The organism is Gleimia europaea ACS-120-V-Col10b, from assembly GCF_000411155.1.
Lineage (GTDB): Bacteria > Actinomycetota > Actinomycetes > Actinomycetales > Actinomycetaceae > Gleimia > Gleimia europaea_B.
This window is the reverse complement of the sequence record NZ_KE150267.1, coordinates 90,436-110,847: the sequence shown is the minus strand read 5'-3', so window position 1 is coordinate 110,847 and position 20,412 is coordinate 90,436. Positions and strand designations below refer to the sequence as shown.

The following is a 20,412-nucleotide window of genomic DNA, read 5'->3' as shown; positions in this document are numbered from 1 at the left end:
CACCCCTGCCGAGGATCCAGGCTCATAGCTATCTGCTGACGCGGATCCAGCTTCATGCTTGACTCCTGACTGAAGTCCGACTGAAACTCCTCGCCTATAACACCCCGGCCTCGCGCATTCGGCCAGGCTCTTTGCAACAACCGTGAGGGAAACTGCCAAATCAGCATCCCGTTTCCACCAGTTTGGGTCGGAATACCGATCACACCACCCACCCAAGCCACAACCGTGAGGGAAAGCACCAGTTTCGAACCCCAATTCTGCCAGTTCCCGTCTGAATACTGTCAAGAACCAACACAGCAACCACAACCGTGAGGGGAACTGCCAAATCAGCATCCTGTTTCCGCCAGTTTGGGTCGGAATACCGATCACACCACCCAACCAAGCCACAACCGTGAGGGAAACTGCCAAATCAGCATCCTGTTTCCGCCAGTTTGGGTCGGAATACCAAAAGTAGCCTTCCGAACTTCCTCAACCTCGTCGAGGTGCAGGCCGGCAATTTCATAAGGATCGCCCCGCACGGTGTGCGGGGCGATCCTCTCGCGTTAGCTATTCAGCTACACTTGGTTTCACTTCGTGAGTGCTACTCCGAGACAAAGCCGATGTCCTCAACCTTGAAACTGGAGAGACCTTTAGCACCGTAGTTGGCGAGGTTCTTCGGAACGGCAACGTACTCGATGCGGCGGTACAACGGGACAGTCATGACACGATCCCAGACGATCTTGTCAATTTCGTTGGTATAGTCAACACGCTTCTGGTAGTCCATCTCAACGTCGATCTTCTTGATCAGTTCGCTGATCTCGTCATCACAAATACCCGAGTAGTTCGATTTCGAGTCACAACCGTAGATCTGGCCAACATTCGCCATCGGGTACTGGGTACCCTCCCACGTGAACGAGGTGATGCCGAAGGTGCCTTGCTTCACGAAATCAGGGAAGTCATCCGGCGATTTGTTCACCATCTTGACCTTTACGCCAATGTTGGCCATGTCAGACTGAAGGAGCTTACCTTCGTTTTCAGAGGTTGGGATGCCCTGGAGCAGCTGGTATTCGACCTCGAGGGTCTGGCCGTCCTTGGTGCGGAACTCTGCGCCGTCTTCCAGCTTCCAACCGAGCTCGTCAAGTTGCTTTCCTGCAGCCTCGGGATCGAACTTGAAGTCTTCGGCGTTATCGACGTAGCCTTCCTGACCAGGCATGAAGAAGTGGTTACCCAGCATCAGCTCGGACGGCTCAACCGGGAGACCAGCAAGGTCAGATGCTGCGATAGCTTCACGATTCAGCCCCTTGACGATTGCCTGGCGGACGCCCTTGTCCTGCAAAACGCCGGAGTTTGAGTTGAACGTGAAGTGACGCCACTGCTTGCCACCTGCTTCGCGGATTTCCGCATCTGCACGGCCGGCAGCAGTCTGGTATTGGTCAGCATTGATTAGGCCAGAAACGACGTCGATTTCCTTGTTAGCGAAGGAGCGGGTCGAGGTCGACGGGTCGAGCTCGCGGAAGCTGACATTGTCGAGCTTCGGAGCGTCGCCCCACCAGGTGTCGGATGGGACGAGGGTTACGACGCGCTGCGAGTGGTCTACCTCACCGAACTTGAACGGACCTGCGGTGAAGTCGTTGTTCGGGTTTTCCTTACGAGCGTTGTCGAAGTCCTCGGGCGTGGAAATAGCAGCCTTCGATTCAACGCCGGACCAGGTTGCAGACCAGTCAGCGTAGGTCGATTTGTATGTGATTACAACCTGGAACTCGTCCTTACCCTTCTCAACCTTGGCGATTTCACGGAAACCGTCGGTGGAAGCTACCTGGTAGTCAGGGTTGGAGCCGTTGCCGGCCTTCCAGGTTGCCTCGTAGTCTTCCCACGTGATCGGCTCACCGTTGCCCCAGTGCGCTTCTGGGTTTAACGTAAGGGTCACTACCTGCGGAGGCCCGTCCACTACCTCGTATTCGAGGACGTAGTTCTTATTCGGCTCGAAGCTGGCGTCTTCTGCGTAAATCCAGTTGGATGGCATTACCCATTCGTTGATATCCCTGTTATCCACCTGGCTTCCGGAAGCATGCATGTGATTCCACTGCTCAGGGAACTGGCTGATCGCGAAACGTAGTTCGCCACCGTCCTGCACTTTGTCGCGGGCTTGGGCATTAATATCGGAAAGTGCTGGCATATTTGCATTGCCTGATCCCGATTCGCCGCCACCTGCACACCCTGCGAGTACGAGGGTTGCGGCGGCGGCTACTGCAGCGAATGAACGTAGTGAACGCTTCACTGTTGTACCTCCATTTTGTTGACATTTCTTGCCGGGCGTACCCGGCCATGTTGGATAGGCTACGTTAGCAAACAGGTTTCTAGATAGTTGAAAGCCCCCTTTTCTACTTCTCCTTGTTCTAATCGCAACAAAAGTTTCAAATACTGAGAAAACAAGCATTCGCCAATATTTTCGTATACACCTGTGCCGCACTATTCCGCGGTTAGCTATGAGTCTGCTCATCCGATTTCTAACAAGTGATCAGAATGTGGACATATACAGACTCTTCTTGCCTTTTGGGTCTCGACATTGAATCAGAAAAACCGGCGGCCTGCATCCGTTTCCTGGTTGCAGACCATCGGCTTTTGAAGTTGTTCAGTGCGAAATATTGCGTACGAGGATGCCGCTTGCACCTTTAGAACATGTGCGCCTCTTCGGGGTAGTGGCAGGCGTTCATCGAGTCCACGTCGCCGTCCCCCTCGAGTTCGGGGTGCTCATTGACGCACCGCTGTTGATCTGTCTCACTTAGGGTGAGGAACTTAGGGCAACGCGTCCTGAAGCGGCAACCCGAAGGCGGATTTGCGGGCGACGGGAGATCCCCTTCAAGCAAGATACGTTCACGCGAACGCTCCTTACGCGGATCGGGAATCGGGATAGCCGAGAGCAAGGCTTGCGTGTAAGGGTGACGCGGCCGGTCGAAGACCTCTTTAACCGCACCAATTTCAACGATCTTGCCCAAGTACATGACGGCCACACGGTCCGCAATATGGCGAACCACAGAGAGATCGTGAGCAACAAACAGGTATGAGAGGCCAAGCTTGGCACGTAGCTCCTCAAGCAGGTTAATGACACCAGCTTGAATCGAAACGTCGAGCGCTGAGACAGGCTCGTCAAGCACGAGGAGGCGCGGACTCAATGCGAGTGCACGCGCAATACCAATCCTTTGGCGCTGGCCGCCCGAGAAGTGGCGCGGGTAGCGGTTGAGGTGTGCGGGCTCAAGACCAACGAGTGTCATGAGCTCCTCAACCCGCGCATCAACCTGATCCTTCGGATAGTTGTTGTACTTCAAAGGCTCCGCGATGATGTCGAAAATCGGCATGCGCGGATCCAGTGAAGCCATCGGGTCTTGGAACACAACCTGCAGGTCCTCGCGCACCTTGCGGCGCTCCCGGCCAGACATGGAGGCCGCATCTTTACCAAACACTACGATGGTGCCACCCTGCGGTTTTTGCAGGTTCAGCACTTCAAGCAGGGTCGTGGTTTTGCCGGAACCGGATTCGCCTACCAGCGCCAGGGTCTCGCCCTCGCGAATATCTAGCGAGATCTCATCGACGGCATGAACCGTACCAACCTGCCTCTTGAATACTGCGCCCTTCATGAGGGGGAAGTATTTCTTCAGGCCGGTTACACGCATGACTTCATCACGCTTCATGCGATCTTCGTCTGCAATCGGCGAACTGAAGGCTTCCGGCATCGGGTAGATGTTGGCGTGATCCCAGTTGTTTTCAACGATGTCTTCAGCACGCACACAAGCAACGGTGTGATCGACGCCGTCGTTCGGATTGTTATTGGGTGAGACGCGAAGTTCCGGCTCACCGTTCAGACACGCGTCCGTGGAGATCGGACAACGAGGCGCAAACGGGCATCCCGTTGGTTCTTGCAGCATCGAAGGCGGGTTACCTTCAACGGAGGCGAGGGGCTCGGAAGAGTCTTGATCCGGACGCGGCAGGGATCCGAGAAGTCCAACCGTGTACGGCATCGTCGAGTGGTAGAAGATGTCATCGACCGAACCGTATTCAACGCAACGCCCCGCATACATAACGGCAACGCGATCAGCCATGCCCGCAACGACGCCGAGGTCGTGGGTGATCATGAGGACAGCCGCGTTCGTTTCCCGCTGCGCTTTCTTTAGCAGATCGAGGATCTGCGCTTGGATGGTCACGTCTAGCGCGGTGGTTGGCTCGTCCGCGATAATCAGGTCAGGGTCGTTCGCAATCGCAATTGCGATCATCACACGCTGGCGCATACCGCCGGAAAATTCGTGCGGGAATGCCTTGAAGCGAACCTCAGGGTTTGGAATGCCAACCAGTTCAAGGAGCTCAACCGCTCGCTCTCGTGCCGCTGTCTTGCTCATCTTCTGGTGGATCGTTAAGGCTTCTACAATCTGATCCCCGATCGTGTACACGGGAGTGAGTGCAGATAGGGGGTCTTGGAAAACCATCGCAACTTTTTTGCCACGAATCTTTGACATCCACGCGTCGGACTTACCGAGGATCTCAGTTCCGTGTAGCTTCACCGAACCTTCAACACTGGCAGACTCGTCAAGCAGTCCCATGACGGCCAGGGAGGTGACGGACTTACCGGAGCCGGACTCGCCAACAATGCCTAACACTTCACCGGGGTACACTTTTAGGTTGACACCGCGAACAGCGCGCACAACGCCATCTTCGGAGGGGAAGCTGACGTTTAGGTCTTGGATGTCAAGAACTGGAACGCCTTCTTGGCGCTGAGGTACCGGCGTATTGTCTAGCTTACGGTTTTTGCGGCTCATGCTTGACCTCCAGACTTTGAGGACGGGTCGATTGCGTCGCGCAGTCCGTCGCCGATGAAGTTAACAAAAATAAGGGTCAGGGTAAGAATGGTGGCCGGGGCCATGAAGATCCATGGCGAGGTCGTGGCCATGCCCTGTCCTTCCGCGATGAGAACACCAAGTGACGTCTCTGGTGGTTGCACGCCAAATCCGAAGTATGAAAGCACGGTCTCTGACATGACCGCTGCAACAAAGCCAAGCGCGGCGTCGATGATCAGGTAGGACGCTACGTTCGGAATGATGTGCTTTGTGATGATGACGTGCGAGGGAACCGACATGTAGCGCGCAGCCGTCACATATTCGAGGTTCTTCACTGAAAGTGTCATCGACCGCACGACACGCGCAGTAAGCATCCAGCCGAAACCCGCGAGCAGGAGGATGAACAGTAACGTCGAGGAGTTCGTTCCACCGGTCTTTTGCGAGATAACAGCGATGATGAGGAACGATGGGATCACGAGTAGGAGGTCGATCACCCACAGCGCGGCCTTTTCAAAGAAGCCACCGAAGTAGGCTGCGGAAGCACCAACGATCGCAGCAACGGTTACCTGGATAACGGATACCGAGACGCCGATGACTAGCGACTTACGCAAGCCTTCCAAGGTTAGCGCCAGAACGTCGCGGCCGCCCTGGGTGGTGCCAAACCAGTGTTCCGCATTTGGCGGTTTAAGGAAGGAAGTTGTTACTTCTTGGTAGTCCCACGGAACCAGCATGGGGCCAAAGATTGCGATGAGTACAACTACTGCGAATCCGATGAGGCCGATTTTCGAGGTGGTTGAACGCATGAAACGCCGGCGGATTAGAGCACCGCGAGAAAGGCGCTTGGATTTACCCTTGTCGGGCTTGCCACCCGCACCCTCGGGTGTGGTTTCTTTGGTCAGATCCGATCCGGTTGCGAGGGCCGTTTCGCCGCCAACTGTTTCGGCGTTGCGAACATCGCGTTCTTGCGGTTGGGGTTGGTTAGACATGTTAGCTCACCCTTACACGCGGGTCGATAACGACGACGAGGAGGTCAGACAGGAGCGCACCGGCTAGTGTACAGGCGCCCGAGAAGGCAACTACCGCAGTGGTGCCGTTGATGTCTTGGCCGCGAATGGACGAGACACCGAAGATGCCCATGCCGTGCCAGCCGAACACCTGCTCGGTTACGGTGGCACCGAGGAACAGGGTGGCCACGGCGAAGGCGAAGAATGTTGCCATAGGAACTAGCGAGGTGCGTAGCGCGTGACGAGTTACAGCCTTCGATTTGACGAGGCCCTTGGCGCGCGCGGTGCGCACGTAGTCAGCTCCGAGAGTGTCAAGCATCAGGTTGCGCTGGTAACGCGAGTAGGAGGCAATACCAGTTAGTGACATGGAAATAGTGGGCAGGAGTAGGTGCTGCATCCGGTCGACCAGAGCCGCGCCGAAGTAGTTACCCACGGTGCCTGTCTCGCCGGTAAATTCGAAGAACTGCGTGCCGGTTGCGACGTTGAACTGGGTGGCTCCGATCTGCAATAGGTTTGCAAGAACAATAACCGGCGTAGAGATGATAACGAGGGCGAGGATTGAGACGATACGGTCGGTTTTGGAGTACTGCTTGGTTGCAGTCCAAGCACCAACGGCAACGCCGCCAACCATGCCGATGATCGAGCCGATGATAATAAGCCTGACAGAGACCCAGACGCGGATGCTGATAATGGAGTTTACGGAGGCGCCGGTTGGCGTCATCCCCCAGTCCCATTCGGTGAATATTTTACCGAGCCATATGGTGTACCTATCCCACACGGGCACGGTATCTGAGATGTTGTATGCGATAAACATTCGCTCGAGCGCGTCCCAGTCACGGGTCGGGTCCGTGAGGTCGTAAGCAGCCTTCGGGTCTAGCGCGTTGGAGGCGATGAAGTACGCCAGCGACACGGCAATGAACAGCAGGAGAGCATAGTTAGCAAGCCTGCGTGCCAGGTAGTAGAACATAGGCTCTGACTTTCTTCAGGTCATGTTTGTCGCATAAGGCGTTTTGTGTTCCTCTTAGCTCGCAAATATTTCCTGATGGTCTCAGAATTATTGTCAAAACTGTGTATTGACTCTAGTTAATTTCGTGTCAAATGAGAAACCAATAAGGCCTTTTATTGAGGTTTTAGTATCTTTCATCCTGTCTTTGAGACCTTCCTCTTAGTGTTCTGCAGGATGTTTTTGCAACCTCTACGGTTCCTAATTGAGCATTTAACCGCCAAATTCTCAGACAGTTGCCACATTCCGCTCCCGTTGTCTGAATCCTCCTCAAGGCTCGCAACAGTTCGGATGTGGTCTTCTAGACATTTATTTGCCCAAGGGGTTAAGCGCCTGGCGCAGTTGATGCACCATTCCGGCGAGGTCAGCGACCTCCTCTTAAGACACCTACTTTCTTGTGGTTTGGGGCATGAGTTCGTTAGGACACCGAACGTAATCTAACGCGCTGAAATACCTGATTATGAGTTACTAATAACAACAAAAATGTTAATCTGTCGTTGGATAGCTTGATCCACAATATGTGAAGTACTTCGGGGAAGTATCCATCACTTAGGGGTGTTTAGCTACTGATTAGATCACTGCAGTCGAAAAATACGACGGTGTAAAGATTGGACATAAGCAGATGAGCAACCCATTAGTAATTGCTATTGATTCTTCAACGACCGCAACGAAGGCGGTTGTGATCGACACGTCTGGAGACGTTGTCTCTATGGGACGGGCGGAGATTGATCTCCTCTCCCCGCAAATAAATCACTACGAGCATGATCCGCGCCAGTGGTGGGATTCCACGCATCAGGCAATCACAGAGGCAGTCAGTGGTCTGAGCGAGCGCGATAGGGCGCGTATTGCCGCTATCGGGATTACGCACCAGCGCGAATCGTTTGCTCTTATCGACGCGGATGGCAACCCGATTCGCCCGGCAATCTTGTGGCTCGATTCGCGAGCGGGTGAGCAGATCAAGGAGTTCGGGTCCGACCACATCCACGAGTTGTCCGGTAAGCCCGCTGATACGACTCCCGCCCTGTATAAGCTGGCGTGGCTTAAGCAACACGAACCGGAAACTCTAAGTGGAGCTTTCAAATTGGTTGACGTGCATGCATATCTTTCTCATGCGCTTACCGGAAAGTGGGTTTCTGCAGAGGGGTCTATTGACACTCTTAACTTGTTCGACATCGCGGCGCGAACATTTTCTGATGAGCTACTTGAGATTGCGGGGTTGCGCCCCGATCAGATGGTGGAGTTCACCAGGGCTGGTGATGTGATTGGTACGCTGCTACCGAGCCTCGCTAACGAATGGGGTTTGAGCCCGGAGGTTGTACTGGTTGCGGGTGTTGGAGACGGGCAGGCAGCGGGTCTTGGTACGGCGGCGATTGACCCTGACTTGGCTTACGTGAATATTGGTACCTCGGTTGTGTCGGGCACGCATTCGAAGGAGTATCAGTTCGATCGCGCTTACCGCACGCTGATCGGCGGAATTCCGGGCACTTACGTGTTGGAGATCGTGCAAAACTCTGGTTCGGTGCTCTACAACTGGTTTAGGAAGAACCTCGGCGATCCTGCTTTAGAGGGAGGTTTGGACCCAGCTTTGGAGTCGGAGGCGAGCCGTATTGCCCCTGGTTCTGATGCCTTGTTGACGCTCCCGCATTGGAATGCGGGCCAGTCACCGGATTGGGATCCGTTTGCGACTGGCGCGATGGTGGGATTCACCACGGGACACACTCGCGCGCACGTTTTCAGGTCTATCGTTGAGGGCACTGCAATGTTGCTGGCTGAGAACCTGAATCGCGTGCAAGAGGTCACGGGCCGCAAGCTGGTGGAGCTTCGCGCCACGGGAGGCTCGGCCAGGTCCCCCTTTATTAGGCAGATTTTTGCAGACGCTACGGGATTACCAATCGTAATGTCTGAGGTTGATGAGCTATCCGCACACGGGGCGGCCATGATCGCAATGGCTGGCGTTGGAGCATACCCCGATGTTGAATCGGCTGCGCGGGCAATGGCTCATCTGGGTGAGAGGACGGAGCCGAATCCGCAAGCTCACGAAAAATACGTTAGTTGGATGCGGCTACACAGCCGTATTTACCCACTCCTTGCGGAGCTTATGACCGATATGAAGAATGCTGAGAACTAGGAGAAGCTATGGCGAAAATTGTCGTATTTGGTTCGGGAATTATGGGAACGGCGCTTGCCTTCCCGTCGGCAGAGAACGGTAACGAGGTGCATCTTGTTGGCACCTTCTTGGATCGCGAGATCATTGAGTCGATCCAGACCACGGGCGTGCACCCAAATCTTGATTTGAAGGTCCCCGAGTCTGTTCAGGCGCACCAGCTTGAAGAGGCCGCAGAGGTCATCAAGGACGCGGACGTTGTGATGGGTGGTGTGAACTCGTTTGGCGTTGAGTGGGCGGGCGAACAGCTTGCCGCAATGATGCAGCCGGGTCAGCACTTCCTGTGCGTGACTAAGGGTATGCGCGCGGATGAGGACGGCAACTTGAAGTTGCTACCCGATGTTTACCGTTCCTATTTTGATCCGAAGCTCGCTGAGTCGATCACGTGGAATGCTGTTGTTGGCCCCTCCATCGCAGGCGAGGTCGCGGTTCACCACGACACCGCGGTTGTATTCACCGGTGAGGATAAGGAAGCTTTGGAGTACCTGGCTGGCCTTTACCGTACGGACTACTACCATGTGTGGACGTCAACTGACTTTGTTGGCCACGAGACTGGCGCTGCGACGAAGAACATTTACGCTTTTGCTGCTGGCTTCGCGGATGGCCTGCTTCGCAGCCAAGGCAAGGAAAACGACCGTTACGTCATGTACAACATGGGGGCTGCTCTCTTTGCTCAGGGCCAGAAGGAGCTGCGCTCGTTCGTTAAGTTCATGGGCGGCAAGCCGGAAACGGCTGACGGTCTAGGCGGCGTTGGCGACATGTTCGTCACCTCGATGGGTGGCCGCAACGTGAAGGCGGGCGGCTACGTTGGTGAAGGCATCCCGTTCTCTCGCGTGCGCGACGAGCTAATGAAGGGCGTCACGCTCGAGGGCGTTGCCGCGATCAACGTTGTTGGCGCGGCTTTGCGCAAGCTGACCGAGCGCGGCGTGGTTCGCGAGGAGGAGTACCCGCTGTGCCGCTTCCTCTACTCCGTGGTTGCCGAGGACGCTCCCCTAGATATTCCGTGGGAGAAGTTCTTCGCAGATCTGAGCTAGCTCTTTAGAAGCGACAAACACACGTCAAAGGGGTCGGTGGTGCGACAATACGTTGCACCACCGACCCCTTTGACAAACCAATATTCAACTAATCGGCCGCAAGCTTTCACCAAGAGCCAACCGTCGATTTTTCCAGAACTTCAAAGCGCTCCAGCAACTAAACATCCGCTCAATCGAGCTTACGACCCGCTCATTTGTTGGTTTTATCAACATTTGTTGAAAACGCCATTACTGACACCTATCCTGAAATTGCCGGCAAATGTGACTCAAATCATGACCGTCAAAGGTGAGGGATATGACGAAGAAAATGCAAGTAGTGCAAATGCACGATGTTGGAGATATCCGCTTGGAAGAGATGGATATTCCTAGTCCCGTCCCGGGAGAAGTTCTACTGAAAATCGCGGCTTGCGGGGTCTGCGGATCCGACCTTGCACGCATGTATAAGAAGGGGCCACACAAGCTCCCTCTCGTGACCGGACACGAGTTCTCTGCTTACATTGCCGAGCTGGGGGAAGGCGTAGAAGGGTTCGAAGTCGGCGATCTTGTTACCGTGCCTCCTATGCTCCCCTGTTTTGAATGTGCCCCGTGCGTACAAGGCCATTTTTCCTTGTGTGAAAACTACGATTACTATGGCTCACGCCGTCACGGCGCTTACGCGCAATACGTCGCAGGCCCTGCGAAGCTACTACTCAAAGTTCCAGCAGGATTAGATGCTCGCGCTGCTGCCATGGTCGACCCAGCTGCAATTGCGCTCCACGCTATTTGGCGCACTAATCTTACGGCCGGTTCTTCAGTGCTGGTAATGGGCGGTGGAGGACCAATCGGGCTTTTTGCTGTTCAGTGGGCGAGGATCATGGGAGCTACCCGCATCGTTGCTTGCGACGTTAGCGAAGAAAAAGCGAAGCTCGCTCTGGAGGCTGGAGCCGACGAAGCTGTCACTTCGTATGATGACCTTCTAGCGGTCGCTGATAAGGGATTTGATGTCGTGGTGGAGACTACGGGCGTTGCAAAAGTCGCAGATCAAGCGGTATCTGTAACAGCTCGGCATGGATCTGTAACACTAATTGGCATCCCCCCGGCTGAGGTAGAAATCTCTGCGGCCAGCTGGGCGCGCCTCATGCGACTAGAAATTAACATCTGCGGATCTTGGAACTCGTTCTCTGCCCCGTTCCCCGGTAAGGAGTGGACAACGACGCTTGAGCACATGGCACGCGGAAATCTCAAGTGGAAATTTATGATTACTCACGAACTGCCGTTGGATAAGGTCGACGAGACTATCCGTTCCATGTACGAGCGAATCATCCACTCGTCGAAGGTTCTGTTCCTTCCTAATGGCGCGGATTTACCAACAAATTAGGCGATGAACTTAAGTAGCAACGATGATCTGCTGATGGTTCGAGCGGCTGAGCTCTACTACAACGACGGATATAACCAATCTCAAGTTGCAGATAGACTGATGCTCTCGCGCTGGCAAGTGGGCCGTCTACTTGAGAAGGCGCGCGAGACCGGGTTGGTGGAAATCCGGATCCACCATCCGGCCTCCCGCCGGCGCGATTTGGAGTCCGCCCTCAGGAATAAATTTGGCGATGTTCACCCTATAGTTGTGGACACCCAGGCAACCCAAGCGGCAACGTTGAATCTCGCAGCTCGTGTTGCAGCGAATCACGTAGCAGAACTACGGCCGGCACCATCATTAATTGGCTTGTCCTGGGGGCGGTCAGTCTCTGCGATCGCGAATGCCCTTCCTAATAACGTGTTTCACAAACCCGTTATCGTGCAGCTGAACGGCAGCGCACTATCAGTCGAACTTACCGTTGATGCGGCCAGCATCATCGCAACGGTCGCGAAACGATCTGTACAACCAACTACTCTTTTGTTGCCAGCGCCAGCAATAGCGGGCAGCCAAGGTCTTGTAGATCATTTCTTTGCTGATCCACATGTACAAAAAACAATCGAACTCGGAGAAAAAGCCGATCTTGCCATTTATTCTCTCGGCGCATTAACACCGAATTCAGTTTTGGCACAGTCCGGAAGTATATCCACGCACGAGCAAATTACTCTTAAACAGAGAGGCTGCGTTGGCGACATCCTCGGCCACTATATCGACAACAAGGGGGCGATAGTCGATCTTACTTTGGAGGCGCGAACTATCTCTATAAACCTAGAGTCCTTGCGAGACTGTGATCGCGCGCTTGCTATAGCCATCGGCTCGGAAAAGAGTGAAGTCACCTTTGGGGCCCTCCATGCCGGACTCTGCAGGACACTTATCACCGAATCAGCCATTGCAAAACGTGTACTTGAAATGGGGAATGAATAGTTATGAATTCTGAAGAAGTCGCTAAAATGATTGACCATACTCTACTTGCACCTGAGGCAACAAGGAGCGACATACTTGCTCTCATTGACGAGGCAGAGCACCTTGGAACTTACTCGGTCTGCGTCTCTCCCAACCAGGTTCCACTACCTCGAGAAACCACCCTGAAAGTCGCTGCCGTTTGTGGTTTCCCGTCCGGCGCCCACACCATGTCGGTTAAGGCAGCAGAAGCGGCAGAACTAGCTACTGCCGGTGTTGACGAGATCGATATGGTAATAAACGTCGGCGCAGTGAAAGAAGGAAACTTCGACTACACAGAAAAAGAGATCAAAGCGGTCCGCGATGCTGCTCCAAACGTAGTCTTGAAGGTCATCATAGAATCTGCCGCTCTAACTGATGATGAAATAGTTGGAGCTTGCAACGCCGCTAGAGCTGCTAAAGCAGACTTTGTAAAAACGTCAACAGGCTTCCACAAAGCAGGGGGAGCTAGTGTGCGTGCTGTGCGTTTGATGAGATCCACTGTGGGGAACGAACTCGGAGTCAAGGCTTCGGGCGGAATCCGCGACGGAAAATTCGCATCCGAGCTGATCGAAGCTGGGGCGACCCGTTTAGGACTGTCTTCATCTAAGAACGTTCTCGATACGCTCTAACAGCTTCGGCAACTTTCAAATCCTGGCGGACAAACGCAACCTCCTAGTTGCACCGCATTAACAACCACTTTGAATCAAAGGAGATTCTTCATGGGTGATAAGTTCGTAATCGGTATTGATTTTGGCACTCTATCTGGGCGAGCGACTGTTGTTCGGGTATCAGATGGTAAGGAAATGGGCTCGTGCATTTCAGAATATGCTCACGGCGTGATGGATTCTAGTCTCACTGCAGGTGACAACCAGCCACTACCACCAGACTTCGCGCTCCAAGTACCCGCAGACTATATAGAAGTACTAGGAAAGGTCGTCCCCGCAGCAGTGCAAAAAGCACAGGTCGATGTTGACGACATCGTAGGTATCGGAACTGACTTTACGTCAGCTACGGTGATTGCTGCCAATAAGGATGGTAAGCCATTATGCGAATTCGATGAGTTCAAGAACAACCCACATGCCTATGCAAAACTATGGAAGCATCATGGGGCGTCCGAACAAGCGGAACGGTGTATTGCAGTAGCAGAAGAACGCGGTGAAAAATGGCTTGGCCGGTACGGAGGGCGTATTTCCTCTGAAATCGTCATTCCGAAGGCATTGGAAACCCTAGAAAAAGCCCCTGAAGTATACGACACAATGGAAGTCTGCATCGAAGCAGTCGACTGGATCGTTTGGCAGTTGTGTGGACGTCGCATCCAAGCAGCTTCTTCCGCTGGCTACAAGGCCCTGTTACAAGATGGCAGTTATCCGTCAAGAGAATACTTTGCCGCGTTGAACCCAAAGTTCGCCAACTTTATCGAAGAAAAATACACGGCACCAGTTCTGCAACTAGGAGAACGAGCGGGCGGTCTAACTGAGGAAGCCGCAAAATTAACCGGCCTCAACGCTGGAATCGCAGTTTCGGTTGGACAGATTGATGCCCACGTAACTGCGCCAGCAGCACAGGCCATCGAAGTTGGCCAAATGACCGCGATCATGGGAACTTCAAATGTCTACATTGTGAACGGCAAGGAAGCCCAGGATATTCCTGGCGTATTCGGCATTACTCTCGGTGGGATTTCTCCCGGATTGTGGGGCTTTGAGGGTGGCCAGACAGGTGTAGGAGATATCTTCGCGTGGATAGTCGACAACATTGTTCCGGCTGACTACTTCGAAGAAGCCAAAGAAAAAGGTATCTCGGTTCACGAGTTGCTAACAAACAAGGCAGAAAAACAAGAGATTGGGGAAAATGGTCTGTTAGCCCTCGACTGGCATTCCGGAAACCGATCAATTTTAAATGATGCTAACCTCTCCGGCACTCTTTTCGGAATGTCGCTCACTACACGCCCAGAAGACATCTATCGCGCTTATCTAGAAGCGACTGCCTTCGGGTTGCGTTCGATCATTGAAAACTTTGTGAGCCACGGTGTCGAGATTAAAGAAGTAGTGGGCGCTGGTGGCTTGTTGAAGAATAAGTTCCTGATGCAGATGTACGCGGATGTAACTCGCATTCCACTGTCAATTTCAGGTTCTGCTCTAGCCGGTTCGCTAGGCTCCGCGATTCTTGGTGCGGTTGCCGCTGGAGAGTATCCAGACACATACGCGGCCGCTAAAGCAATGGGCTCTAAGATTCCCAATGCGTATATTCCAAACGAAGAGAATTCGGAGAAATACGACAAACTCTATGCTGAATACATCAAACTGCATGATTATTTCGGCAGGGGTGGGAATGATGTAATGCACCACCTCAAGCAGATCCAACGAGAAGTCCACTCAAAAAAGTAGACTAATACAGTTGTTGCCGGCACCTTTTGGTGCCGGCAACAAACTTTACCCTGGCGTTTGCTCGGTTCGTCCTCGGACACGAAACAGATTGGCCATATCAGGTTTTAGCGTAGCGAGGCGAGCGCGCCTTCCAGCTTGGCCAGCTCATCAAGAGCGGGCGCCACAGATTCGGTGATGATCTCATTGGGCACAAACTTGCCGTCCACAAGATGTGCGCCAATCATCGGAATCATGACCTGCTCGACGATCGGAACCATCCTCAGCGCCGAAAGCACTGGCTTCAACTGCTGCACAGCACGGAGGCCAGCGGAAATACCGCCGTATGAAACAAAGCTGACCGGCTTGTACGCCCACTCATTAAATAGATAGTCAATCGCATTCTTGAGTGGCGCCGGGTAGCCGTGATCATACTCGGGCACAACAAAAACGAATGCATCCGAACGTTCCACAATCTTTGCCCAACGCTTAGTATGTTCGTGCTGGTATGCCTGCATTATAGGGTGATTCGGCTCGTCCATAAGCGGCAGGTTAAGCTCCGCCAGATCGGCAACTTCAACTTCAAAAGCGCCGTGTTTACGCGCCTCGTCCGCAAACCATTCGGCCACTATCGGGCTCACGCGACCGAGGCGAACACTTGAAACAACAACCTGCAATACGGGCTTAGACATCCCTGTTCCTCTCAAAACGAATGCGGTTCTGTTCAAATTTAAACCAACTTACCCGAAGTGGCATTACGGGTGCCACCTTGCGACCGTTGGAATCGTCACAGTTCCTACAGCCACCGCCGCTAGGTTCGGCGCAACCTGTTTCCACCACTATTCGAGTTTTCGGGCGCGCACCAGCTCGTCACAGGGGTGCTTTGAGCGGTCCCCTCGTTCAATAACTTCATATTTCTCGATCGTCCACTTTGGCGATAGATTTTCGAGGACTTCACGCGCACTCATAACCTTCGAAAAGTCCGGGCCGTGCCCGCGTAGCCCATCCGGGTCAGGCATGTGGTGCACAAACAGGAGAGTTCCGCCTGGTTTCACGAGCGCACAAAGATGATCGAAGAGGTCAGACTCCTTGTAAACCACAGGGTAGAGGGCGCTCACCAAGTCGTATTCTCCACTAACTTCACGCGCGTCAGCGACAATCCACTGCACTTTCACTGAAGCCTTGTGAGCCGCACTCTCTGCTCGGTCTATAGCAACCTGCGAAATGTCCACGGCACTCACCTGCCAGCCTTGCTGGGCCAGCCAGATCGCGTCTGCCCCCTCGCCCGCCCCAACATCGAGGACGGTGCCGGGCTTCATGCCTTCGATTTCTTGTTTCAAAAGAGCATTAACTCTGCCGCTCCACAGCTGCCCTTCCGAGGCGTAGCGTGCGTCCCATTCCTGCGCTTCAGTACTCACGGGAATAAGGTTATCGAAATCCGCACCCTATAGCGCTAGCCAGCACCCTAAATAAAATTCAACGCGAAATAACGTTAGATATAGATGCTGATGAAAATGCCGTAATAACCCAAGTTATCAAGGGATGCGAAAACAAAACTCCACTTATATTCACCGACACCGAAGGCAAGGTGCAATTATTCGAATCGAAAGTGTCGGATACGTGCAGTACAATTCAGGGAACACTAGACGCGTCGGATTTGGATTCTATTTCAGCACGCCTTTGGTTATTGTGTATATCTGATCGGCAAAGCTAGATGTGTCCGAATCGTGTGTAACCACTATCACCGCGGCACCGTCATCAGTAGCTGATCGCAACAAATTCATTACCAATCCGGTAGACTCCTCATCTAGATCTCCCGTGGGCTCGTCTGCTATGACCACCTCAGGGAGGTTTATCAATGTGCGCGCAATTATTACACGGCGCGTCTCACCCCCAGATAGTTCCCGCGGGTAAACCTCGCTTAGGCCCTCAATTTGCAAAGCTTTCATTAGTGATTCAGCCCGCGCATTGACGTCGTAAGGTTTTTCTATACCCCGTTCTTTAGCGATCAACGCCGGTAACAAAATATTTTCACGAACGTTAAGACTAGCGATAAGAGTTTCCTGTTGCGTAGCATATCCAATTCTGCTGCCACGCAAAGTCGAAAGCTCAGAATCATCCAAGTCGCCTAAAAGCTGGCCGCATATGCGCACCTGCCCTCTAGTTGGTTGCAACAATCCAGCAAGCATATTAAGCAAGGTGCTCTTCCCATTGCCGGATCTGCCCTGAATCATTACCATCTGCCCGCTACTAACCTGTAAATTTGCCTCTTCCACAGCGTTAAAATAGCTTCCACGCCGGTAAAACTCGCGGGTTAATCCACTGGCTTGCACAACGACAGAATTCGCCATTTTCCCTCCCTTTACCTTGCCGCACGCAAAGTCAAATAAGTCTCATTTTTCAAGGTTTTACCAGCAGCTATTATCGCTGCGAGTATGGAAATGAGCAGGGCTCCGATTACACAGCAAGCAACTATTACAGACGCTGTTGCAAAACTTATATCAACATAGGGAAGCTCCAACTTGGCACGTATAAGATTGGCAAAGGGATACATTATTACCTCCCCTAATACGCCACCAATCAATCCACCACCCAAGCCGATGAAAAAGCACTCTTTCCCTAGCATAAACATGAGGTTCTTACGAGTCGCTCCCATTATTCGTAATGATGCCAATTCCTTTTTACGTTCACCTACGGATGTGGCCACAACTGCTACCAAAACTATCAGGCCAACCAACCAAAACATTGCAACTATCAACCAAATGTAACCGATTATAGTTATTGCATTAGCCTTTACCTGCGATGCCATTCCCGCAGAGGAAACTACACCCACATGTTGCATTTTATTGGCCAAAGCATCCCCTACGGCTTCTGCCGGATAGTTCGGATCAACTTTTACCAAGATAGACGAAATTGCTCTACCGTTTGGAGGGTTGTGAATATACTCCACTTGCGAAGAATATTTAAACATTTTCTCCACTGTGTTTTGATTTACGAACACAACGGTGTCATACGAAGTTCCTGTACGCGCTAACTTAGCAGCAACATGCCAAAACTCATTAAAAAGACGCACCTGCCCATTTGGGTCAGCAAACACGTCAGCGCCTACTATAACTTCGTCATCTTTAAGCTCACCAGCATACTCAGTGGCTATCCACGGTTGCACTACAAAGTCGGTTTTTGGGTTGAATCCAATGATCTGTACATCCACCGCGCAACAGCCAGCATCAAGTGAGGTCAAGTAGGTTTCAGGGGTTGCAGCTTTAACTCCCTCTACCTTACGTACCTCTTCCAATATAGAGTCATCGTTAAAATAAAATTTTTCTTTGGACTTACCAAGTAGAAAGCTTTCGGCTGCCTGCTGGTGTTCGTTTGGAAACACAATCAGATCAGCCCCCATGCGTTCCTCCATAGCAGAAAACCCTCGGCTAAGAGCTAATGACATGAAGGTACCGGAGAAAAAAATAACACTTAAAACAATTACTGTGATTGAAAGACCTAACGTACGTCCCGAGTAATATTTAAGATTTTCCTGTGGAAGCTTTCGTAGCCCGACACCTACCGACGAACTTTTTCCTGCCATGGAACAACCCTTCTTGAGTGCCTATTTACAGTGTTTACGCACTTTTATTTCGCGATCTTTTCACTACGGCAGTCAAACCATATAGCCACAAGCGCACACAGCAACGCCAAAACGCTCACTATTACGAGAGTTGGCAACATTACCTGCCTGCAATGCATGGTTGGCATATCACATACGCCTATGAGCAACGTAACCACTAATATTTCCAATACCGCAGTGGCTGCTACTGAGATATTTAGGCCAATGCGTGTTGGAGCCTTTACTAAGAAGTTAATAAGACCCAGTACGACTATCATAGCGCCAATACCGAGCGAGGCTTTAGCGCTCCAGTGACAAGCCATCATCGGATGGTCACCATGAATTGGACAAGGCTGAGCGATTGTCATAGGCGCTATCGCTATCATCGTCCCAAAAAGAACTGCTGGGATTCCAGCTATATATTTGTTTTTCATGTGTCTCTTACTTCTACTTCAGTGTCGATTAGAAACGCATTGTGCGAGTCTAAGGCTTCACCCGTCGCGAGCCAAGGCTATAATAGCCTGTTAGGTAAGCCTTACCAATGTCTTTAAGGTGTTTGGTGCGAATCTAAATGATCATAAAAATAGCTTTCCCCTGCAAACAAACACATCACACACCAGCTCGCCCCCAGCAAGCTACGCTTTTCACTTCACACACGATACTGTAAAGACCACTTAACCATTTGAGGATTAAAATCCCATGCTGGTTACTTACCTCGCGCTTTGCTCACCAACACTGCTCGTATTGTAGGATGATTTTAGGGATGCCTGGTCGTCAAGTTTATGCAAAAGGGTTTTCACGATCGGCTTGCGGGTGCTTTTAATCTGGCGCACCCTGGAGTGTCCTAGGTTTTTAGGTCCAGGTGACTTGAGTGTGGTCCATTGATGCCCCGCCACTAGGTGGGGAGAATGGAGCAATGGTGAAAAAGTTCAGTAAACACGCGCCCGAACAAATTGTTCGCAAGCTCGACAAAGCGCGGGAGTTGGGGGAATCAGGATCGACGACAGCTCAGACTTCAATCTTCTTGTGCGGTGCAAATTCGGAATATGCCAGCCTATCTAATACCGCTGTATTTAACAGTGTTTAAATCAGCATTACACCCAAAACTAAAAGCTTTTTATTGAGTCCTAACTCGCTGTGCTTCCAGCCACTGCTGCACTCCCGGATGAGCAGTAATCTGCAAATTAGGACTAGCCAGCACCCGACCATCTGCCGTGAAAAAAACCGTGTCTATGTGCTGTTGAGTCGCATCCAAATCCATAGCTCTTTCCAAACCCAACACTAAGAACGCGGTTGCCCAAGCCTCACACTCCATACCATCAGCCGTACAAACTAAAACGGCAACAAGGTCCGTAAATGCCGGTTTTCCAGTACTTGGATCTAAAACATGGCTAACGCGCTTACCCGAACCTATTCGCGTAGCTGTATCAGCACTAACAGAAAGCGCCGGATGAGTAAGCAACAAGTGCCCAAACTCTTCCAATCCCTCCCAAGGGCTTTGCAGGCCAACGCATACTGGGTCACCCGCAATCGAAATAGAGGAGGAACCAAATGACGCCACCACGTTTTTTCCCCCCTTAGAAACTACCAAATCACGCACCTGATCTGCCGCATACCCCTTGGCGATACCTCCAAAATCAATTATGGAATCACTAAGCTCAAATTCTCTATTCGCCCTTTCAGCCACCAATTTTTTCCAATCATGCATTTGACGGCCCAAAAACGGGTAAAATGCACCTTGAGTCAAATTCGCGAATTTTACGGATGCTTCCATGACTCGTGCCAGATCGGAAGAAAACCGATTTGCTTGCAATATCTCTTCCAATCGGAAAAGTAATTCAGCTCCAGCATCATGATTTTCCAAACCAACTTCCGCGCTCCCTGCCAAGCTGTAAACGTTGGAAGAATGCAATAGGGAGCTTCTGAATTTTTTCAAAATATCTTCCGAACCAGCATTTAAAATACGGCTAAGTGCGACCACCTGCGAAGTTTGCTTAAATATGCTAAGCCTATTTTCTAGTTCCCTAACTCGTTGACGAATAAGACGCTGAATTTCTTCAACATTCCCCGCCGGTTCCCAAGTGGCGCACACCAGCGTACCCATAG

16 protein-coding genes are annotated in these 20,412 nt (G+C 52.2%); 6 read left to right on the top strand and 10 right to left on the bottom strand.

Going from position 1 to position 20,412, the window contains the following annotated elements; genetic code table 11:
* Positions 1 to 580: 580 nt before the first annotated feature.
* The 4 genes from HMPREF9238_RS07560 to HMPREF9238_RS07545 form a co-directional block, all read right to left on the bottom strand.
* Positions 581 to 2,257 (bottom strand): ABC transporter family substrate-binding protein, encoded by a 1,677-nt coding sequence (locus HMPREF9238_RS07560; protein WP_016444870.1) that lies wholly within the window; start codon positions 2,255 to 2,257, stop codon positions 581 to 583.
* 394 nt (positions 2,258 to 2,651) lie between these two features.
* Positions 2,652 to 4,787, bottom strand: a complete 2,136-nt coding sequence (locus HMPREF9238_RS07555; RefSeq protein ID WP_016444869.1) for an ABC transporter ATP-binding protein — start codon at positions 4,785 to 4,787, stop codon at positions 2,652 to 2,654.
* Positions 4,784 to 5,791: an ABC transporter permease gene (locus tag HMPREF9238_RS07550; RefSeq protein ID WP_016444868.1), complete on the bottom strand. Its 1,008-nt coding sequence runs from the start codon at positions 5,789 to 5,791 to the stop codon at positions 4,784 to 4,786. The genes HMPREF9238_RS07555 and HMPREF9238_RS07550 overlap by 4 nt, the downstream gene beginning before the upstream one ends.
* A 1-nt stretch (position 5,792) precedes the next feature.
* On the bottom strand, positions 5,793 to 6,776 hold the full coding sequence (locus HMPREF9238_RS07545) for an ABC transporter permease (RefSeq protein ID WP_016444867.1): 984 nt from the start codon (positions 6,774 to 6,776) through the stop codon (positions 5,793 to 5,795).
* A gap of 658 nt (positions 6,777 to 7,434) precedes the next feature.
* On the opposite strand from HMPREF9238_RS07545, the gene HMPREF9238_RS07540 reads away from it, so the two are divergent.
* From HMPREF9238_RS07540 to HMPREF9238_RS07515, 6 genes are all read left to right on the top strand, one after another.
* Positions 7,435 to 8,940, top strand: coding sequence for a xylulokinase (locus HMPREF9238_RS07540; RefSeq protein ID WP_016444866.1), 1,506 nt, complete (start codon positions 7,435 to 7,437; stop codon positions 8,938 to 8,940).
* A gap of 8 nt (positions 8,941 to 8,948) precedes the next feature.
* Positions 8,949 to 10,010 (top strand): NAD(P)H-dependent glycerol-3-phosphate dehydrogenase, encoded by a 1,062-nt coding sequence (locus HMPREF9238_RS07535; RefSeq protein WP_016444865.1) that lies wholly within the window; start codon positions 8,949 to 8,951, stop codon positions 10,008 to 10,010.
* Positions 10,011 to 10,305: 295 nt separating this feature from the next.
* A complete protein-coding gene (locus tag HMPREF9238_RS07530; RefSeq protein ID WP_016444864.1) occupies positions 10,306 to 11,367 on the top strand; it encodes a galactitol-1-phosphate 5-dehydrogenase in 1,062 nt (353 codons plus the stop codon).
* A 3-nt stretch (positions 11,368 to 11,370) separates the two neighbouring features.
* Positions 11,371 to 12,327 (top strand): sugar-binding transcriptional regulator, encoded by a 957-nt coding sequence (locus tag HMPREF9238_RS07525; RefSeq protein WP_016444863.1) that lies wholly within the window; start codon positions 11,371 to 11,373, stop codon positions 12,325 to 12,327.
* 2 nt (positions 12,328 to 12,329) lie between these two features.
* Positions 12,330 to 12,974, top strand: coding sequence for a deoxyribose-phosphate aldolase (deoC, locus tag HMPREF9238_RS07520; protein ID WP_016444862.1), 645 nt, complete (start codon positions 12,330 to 12,332; stop codon positions 12,972 to 12,974).
* A 90-nt stretch (positions 12,975 to 13,064) separates the two neighbouring features.
* Positions 13,065 to 14,729: a ribulokinase gene (locus tag HMPREF9238_RS07515; protein WP_016444861.1), complete on the top strand. Its 1,665-nt coding sequence runs from the start codon at positions 13,065 to 13,067 to the stop codon at positions 14,727 to 14,729.
* A gap of 104 nt (positions 14,730 to 14,833) precedes the next feature.
* On the opposite strand, the gene HMPREF9238_RS07510 is transcribed toward HMPREF9238_RS07515, so the two are convergent.
* The 6 genes from HMPREF9238_RS07510 to HMPREF9238_RS07485 all read right to left on the bottom strand — a co-directional run bounded on the left by HMPREF9238_RS07510 (position 14,834) and on the right by HMPREF9238_RS07485 (position 20,410).
* On the bottom strand, positions 14,834 to 15,397 hold the full coding sequence (locus HMPREF9238_RS07510; RefSeq protein ID WP_016444860.1) for an NADPH-dependent FMN reductase: 564 nt from the start codon (positions 15,395 to 15,397) through the stop codon (positions 14,834 to 14,836).
* 147 nt (positions 15,398 to 15,544) lie between these two features.
* The gene (locus HMPREF9238_RS07505; RefSeq protein WP_016444859.1) at positions 15,545 to 16,123 is read right to left on the bottom strand and encodes a class I SAM-dependent methyltransferase; all 579 of its coding nucleotides are present in this window, start codon (positions 16,121 to 16,123) and stop codon (positions 15,545 to 15,547) included.
* Positions 16,124 to 16,369: 246 nt separating this feature from the next.
* Positions 16,370 to 17,056, bottom strand: coding sequence for an ABC transporter ATP-binding protein (locus HMPREF9238_RS07500; RefSeq protein ID WP_016444858.1), 687 nt, complete (start codon positions 17,054 to 17,056; stop codon positions 16,370 to 16,372).
* Positions 17,057 to 17,067: 11 nt separating this feature from the next.
* Positions 17,068 to 18,288 (bottom strand): ABC transporter permease, encoded by a 1,221-nt coding sequence (locus tag HMPREF9238_RS07495; RefSeq protein ID WP_016444857.1) that lies wholly within the window; start codon positions 18,286 to 18,288, stop codon positions 17,068 to 17,070.
* A 44-nt stretch (positions 18,289 to 18,332) separates the two neighbouring features.
* Complete coding sequence (locus HMPREF9238_RS09200) at positions 18,333 to 18,740, bottom strand: DUF4418 family protein (protein WP_016444856.1); 408 nt, start codon at positions 18,738 to 18,740, stop codon at positions 18,333 to 18,335.
* A 683-nt stretch (positions 18,741 to 19,423) separates the two neighbouring features.
* Positions 19,424 to 20,410 carry an FAD:protein FMN transferase gene (locus HMPREF9238_RS07485; RefSeq protein WP_016444854.1) on the bottom strand — a complete coding sequence of 329 codons (987 nt, stop codon included), beginning with the start codon at positions 20,408 to 20,410 and terminating at the stop codon, positions 19,424 to 19,426.
* Between the last annotated feature and the right edge of the window lie 2 nt (positions 20,411 to 20,412).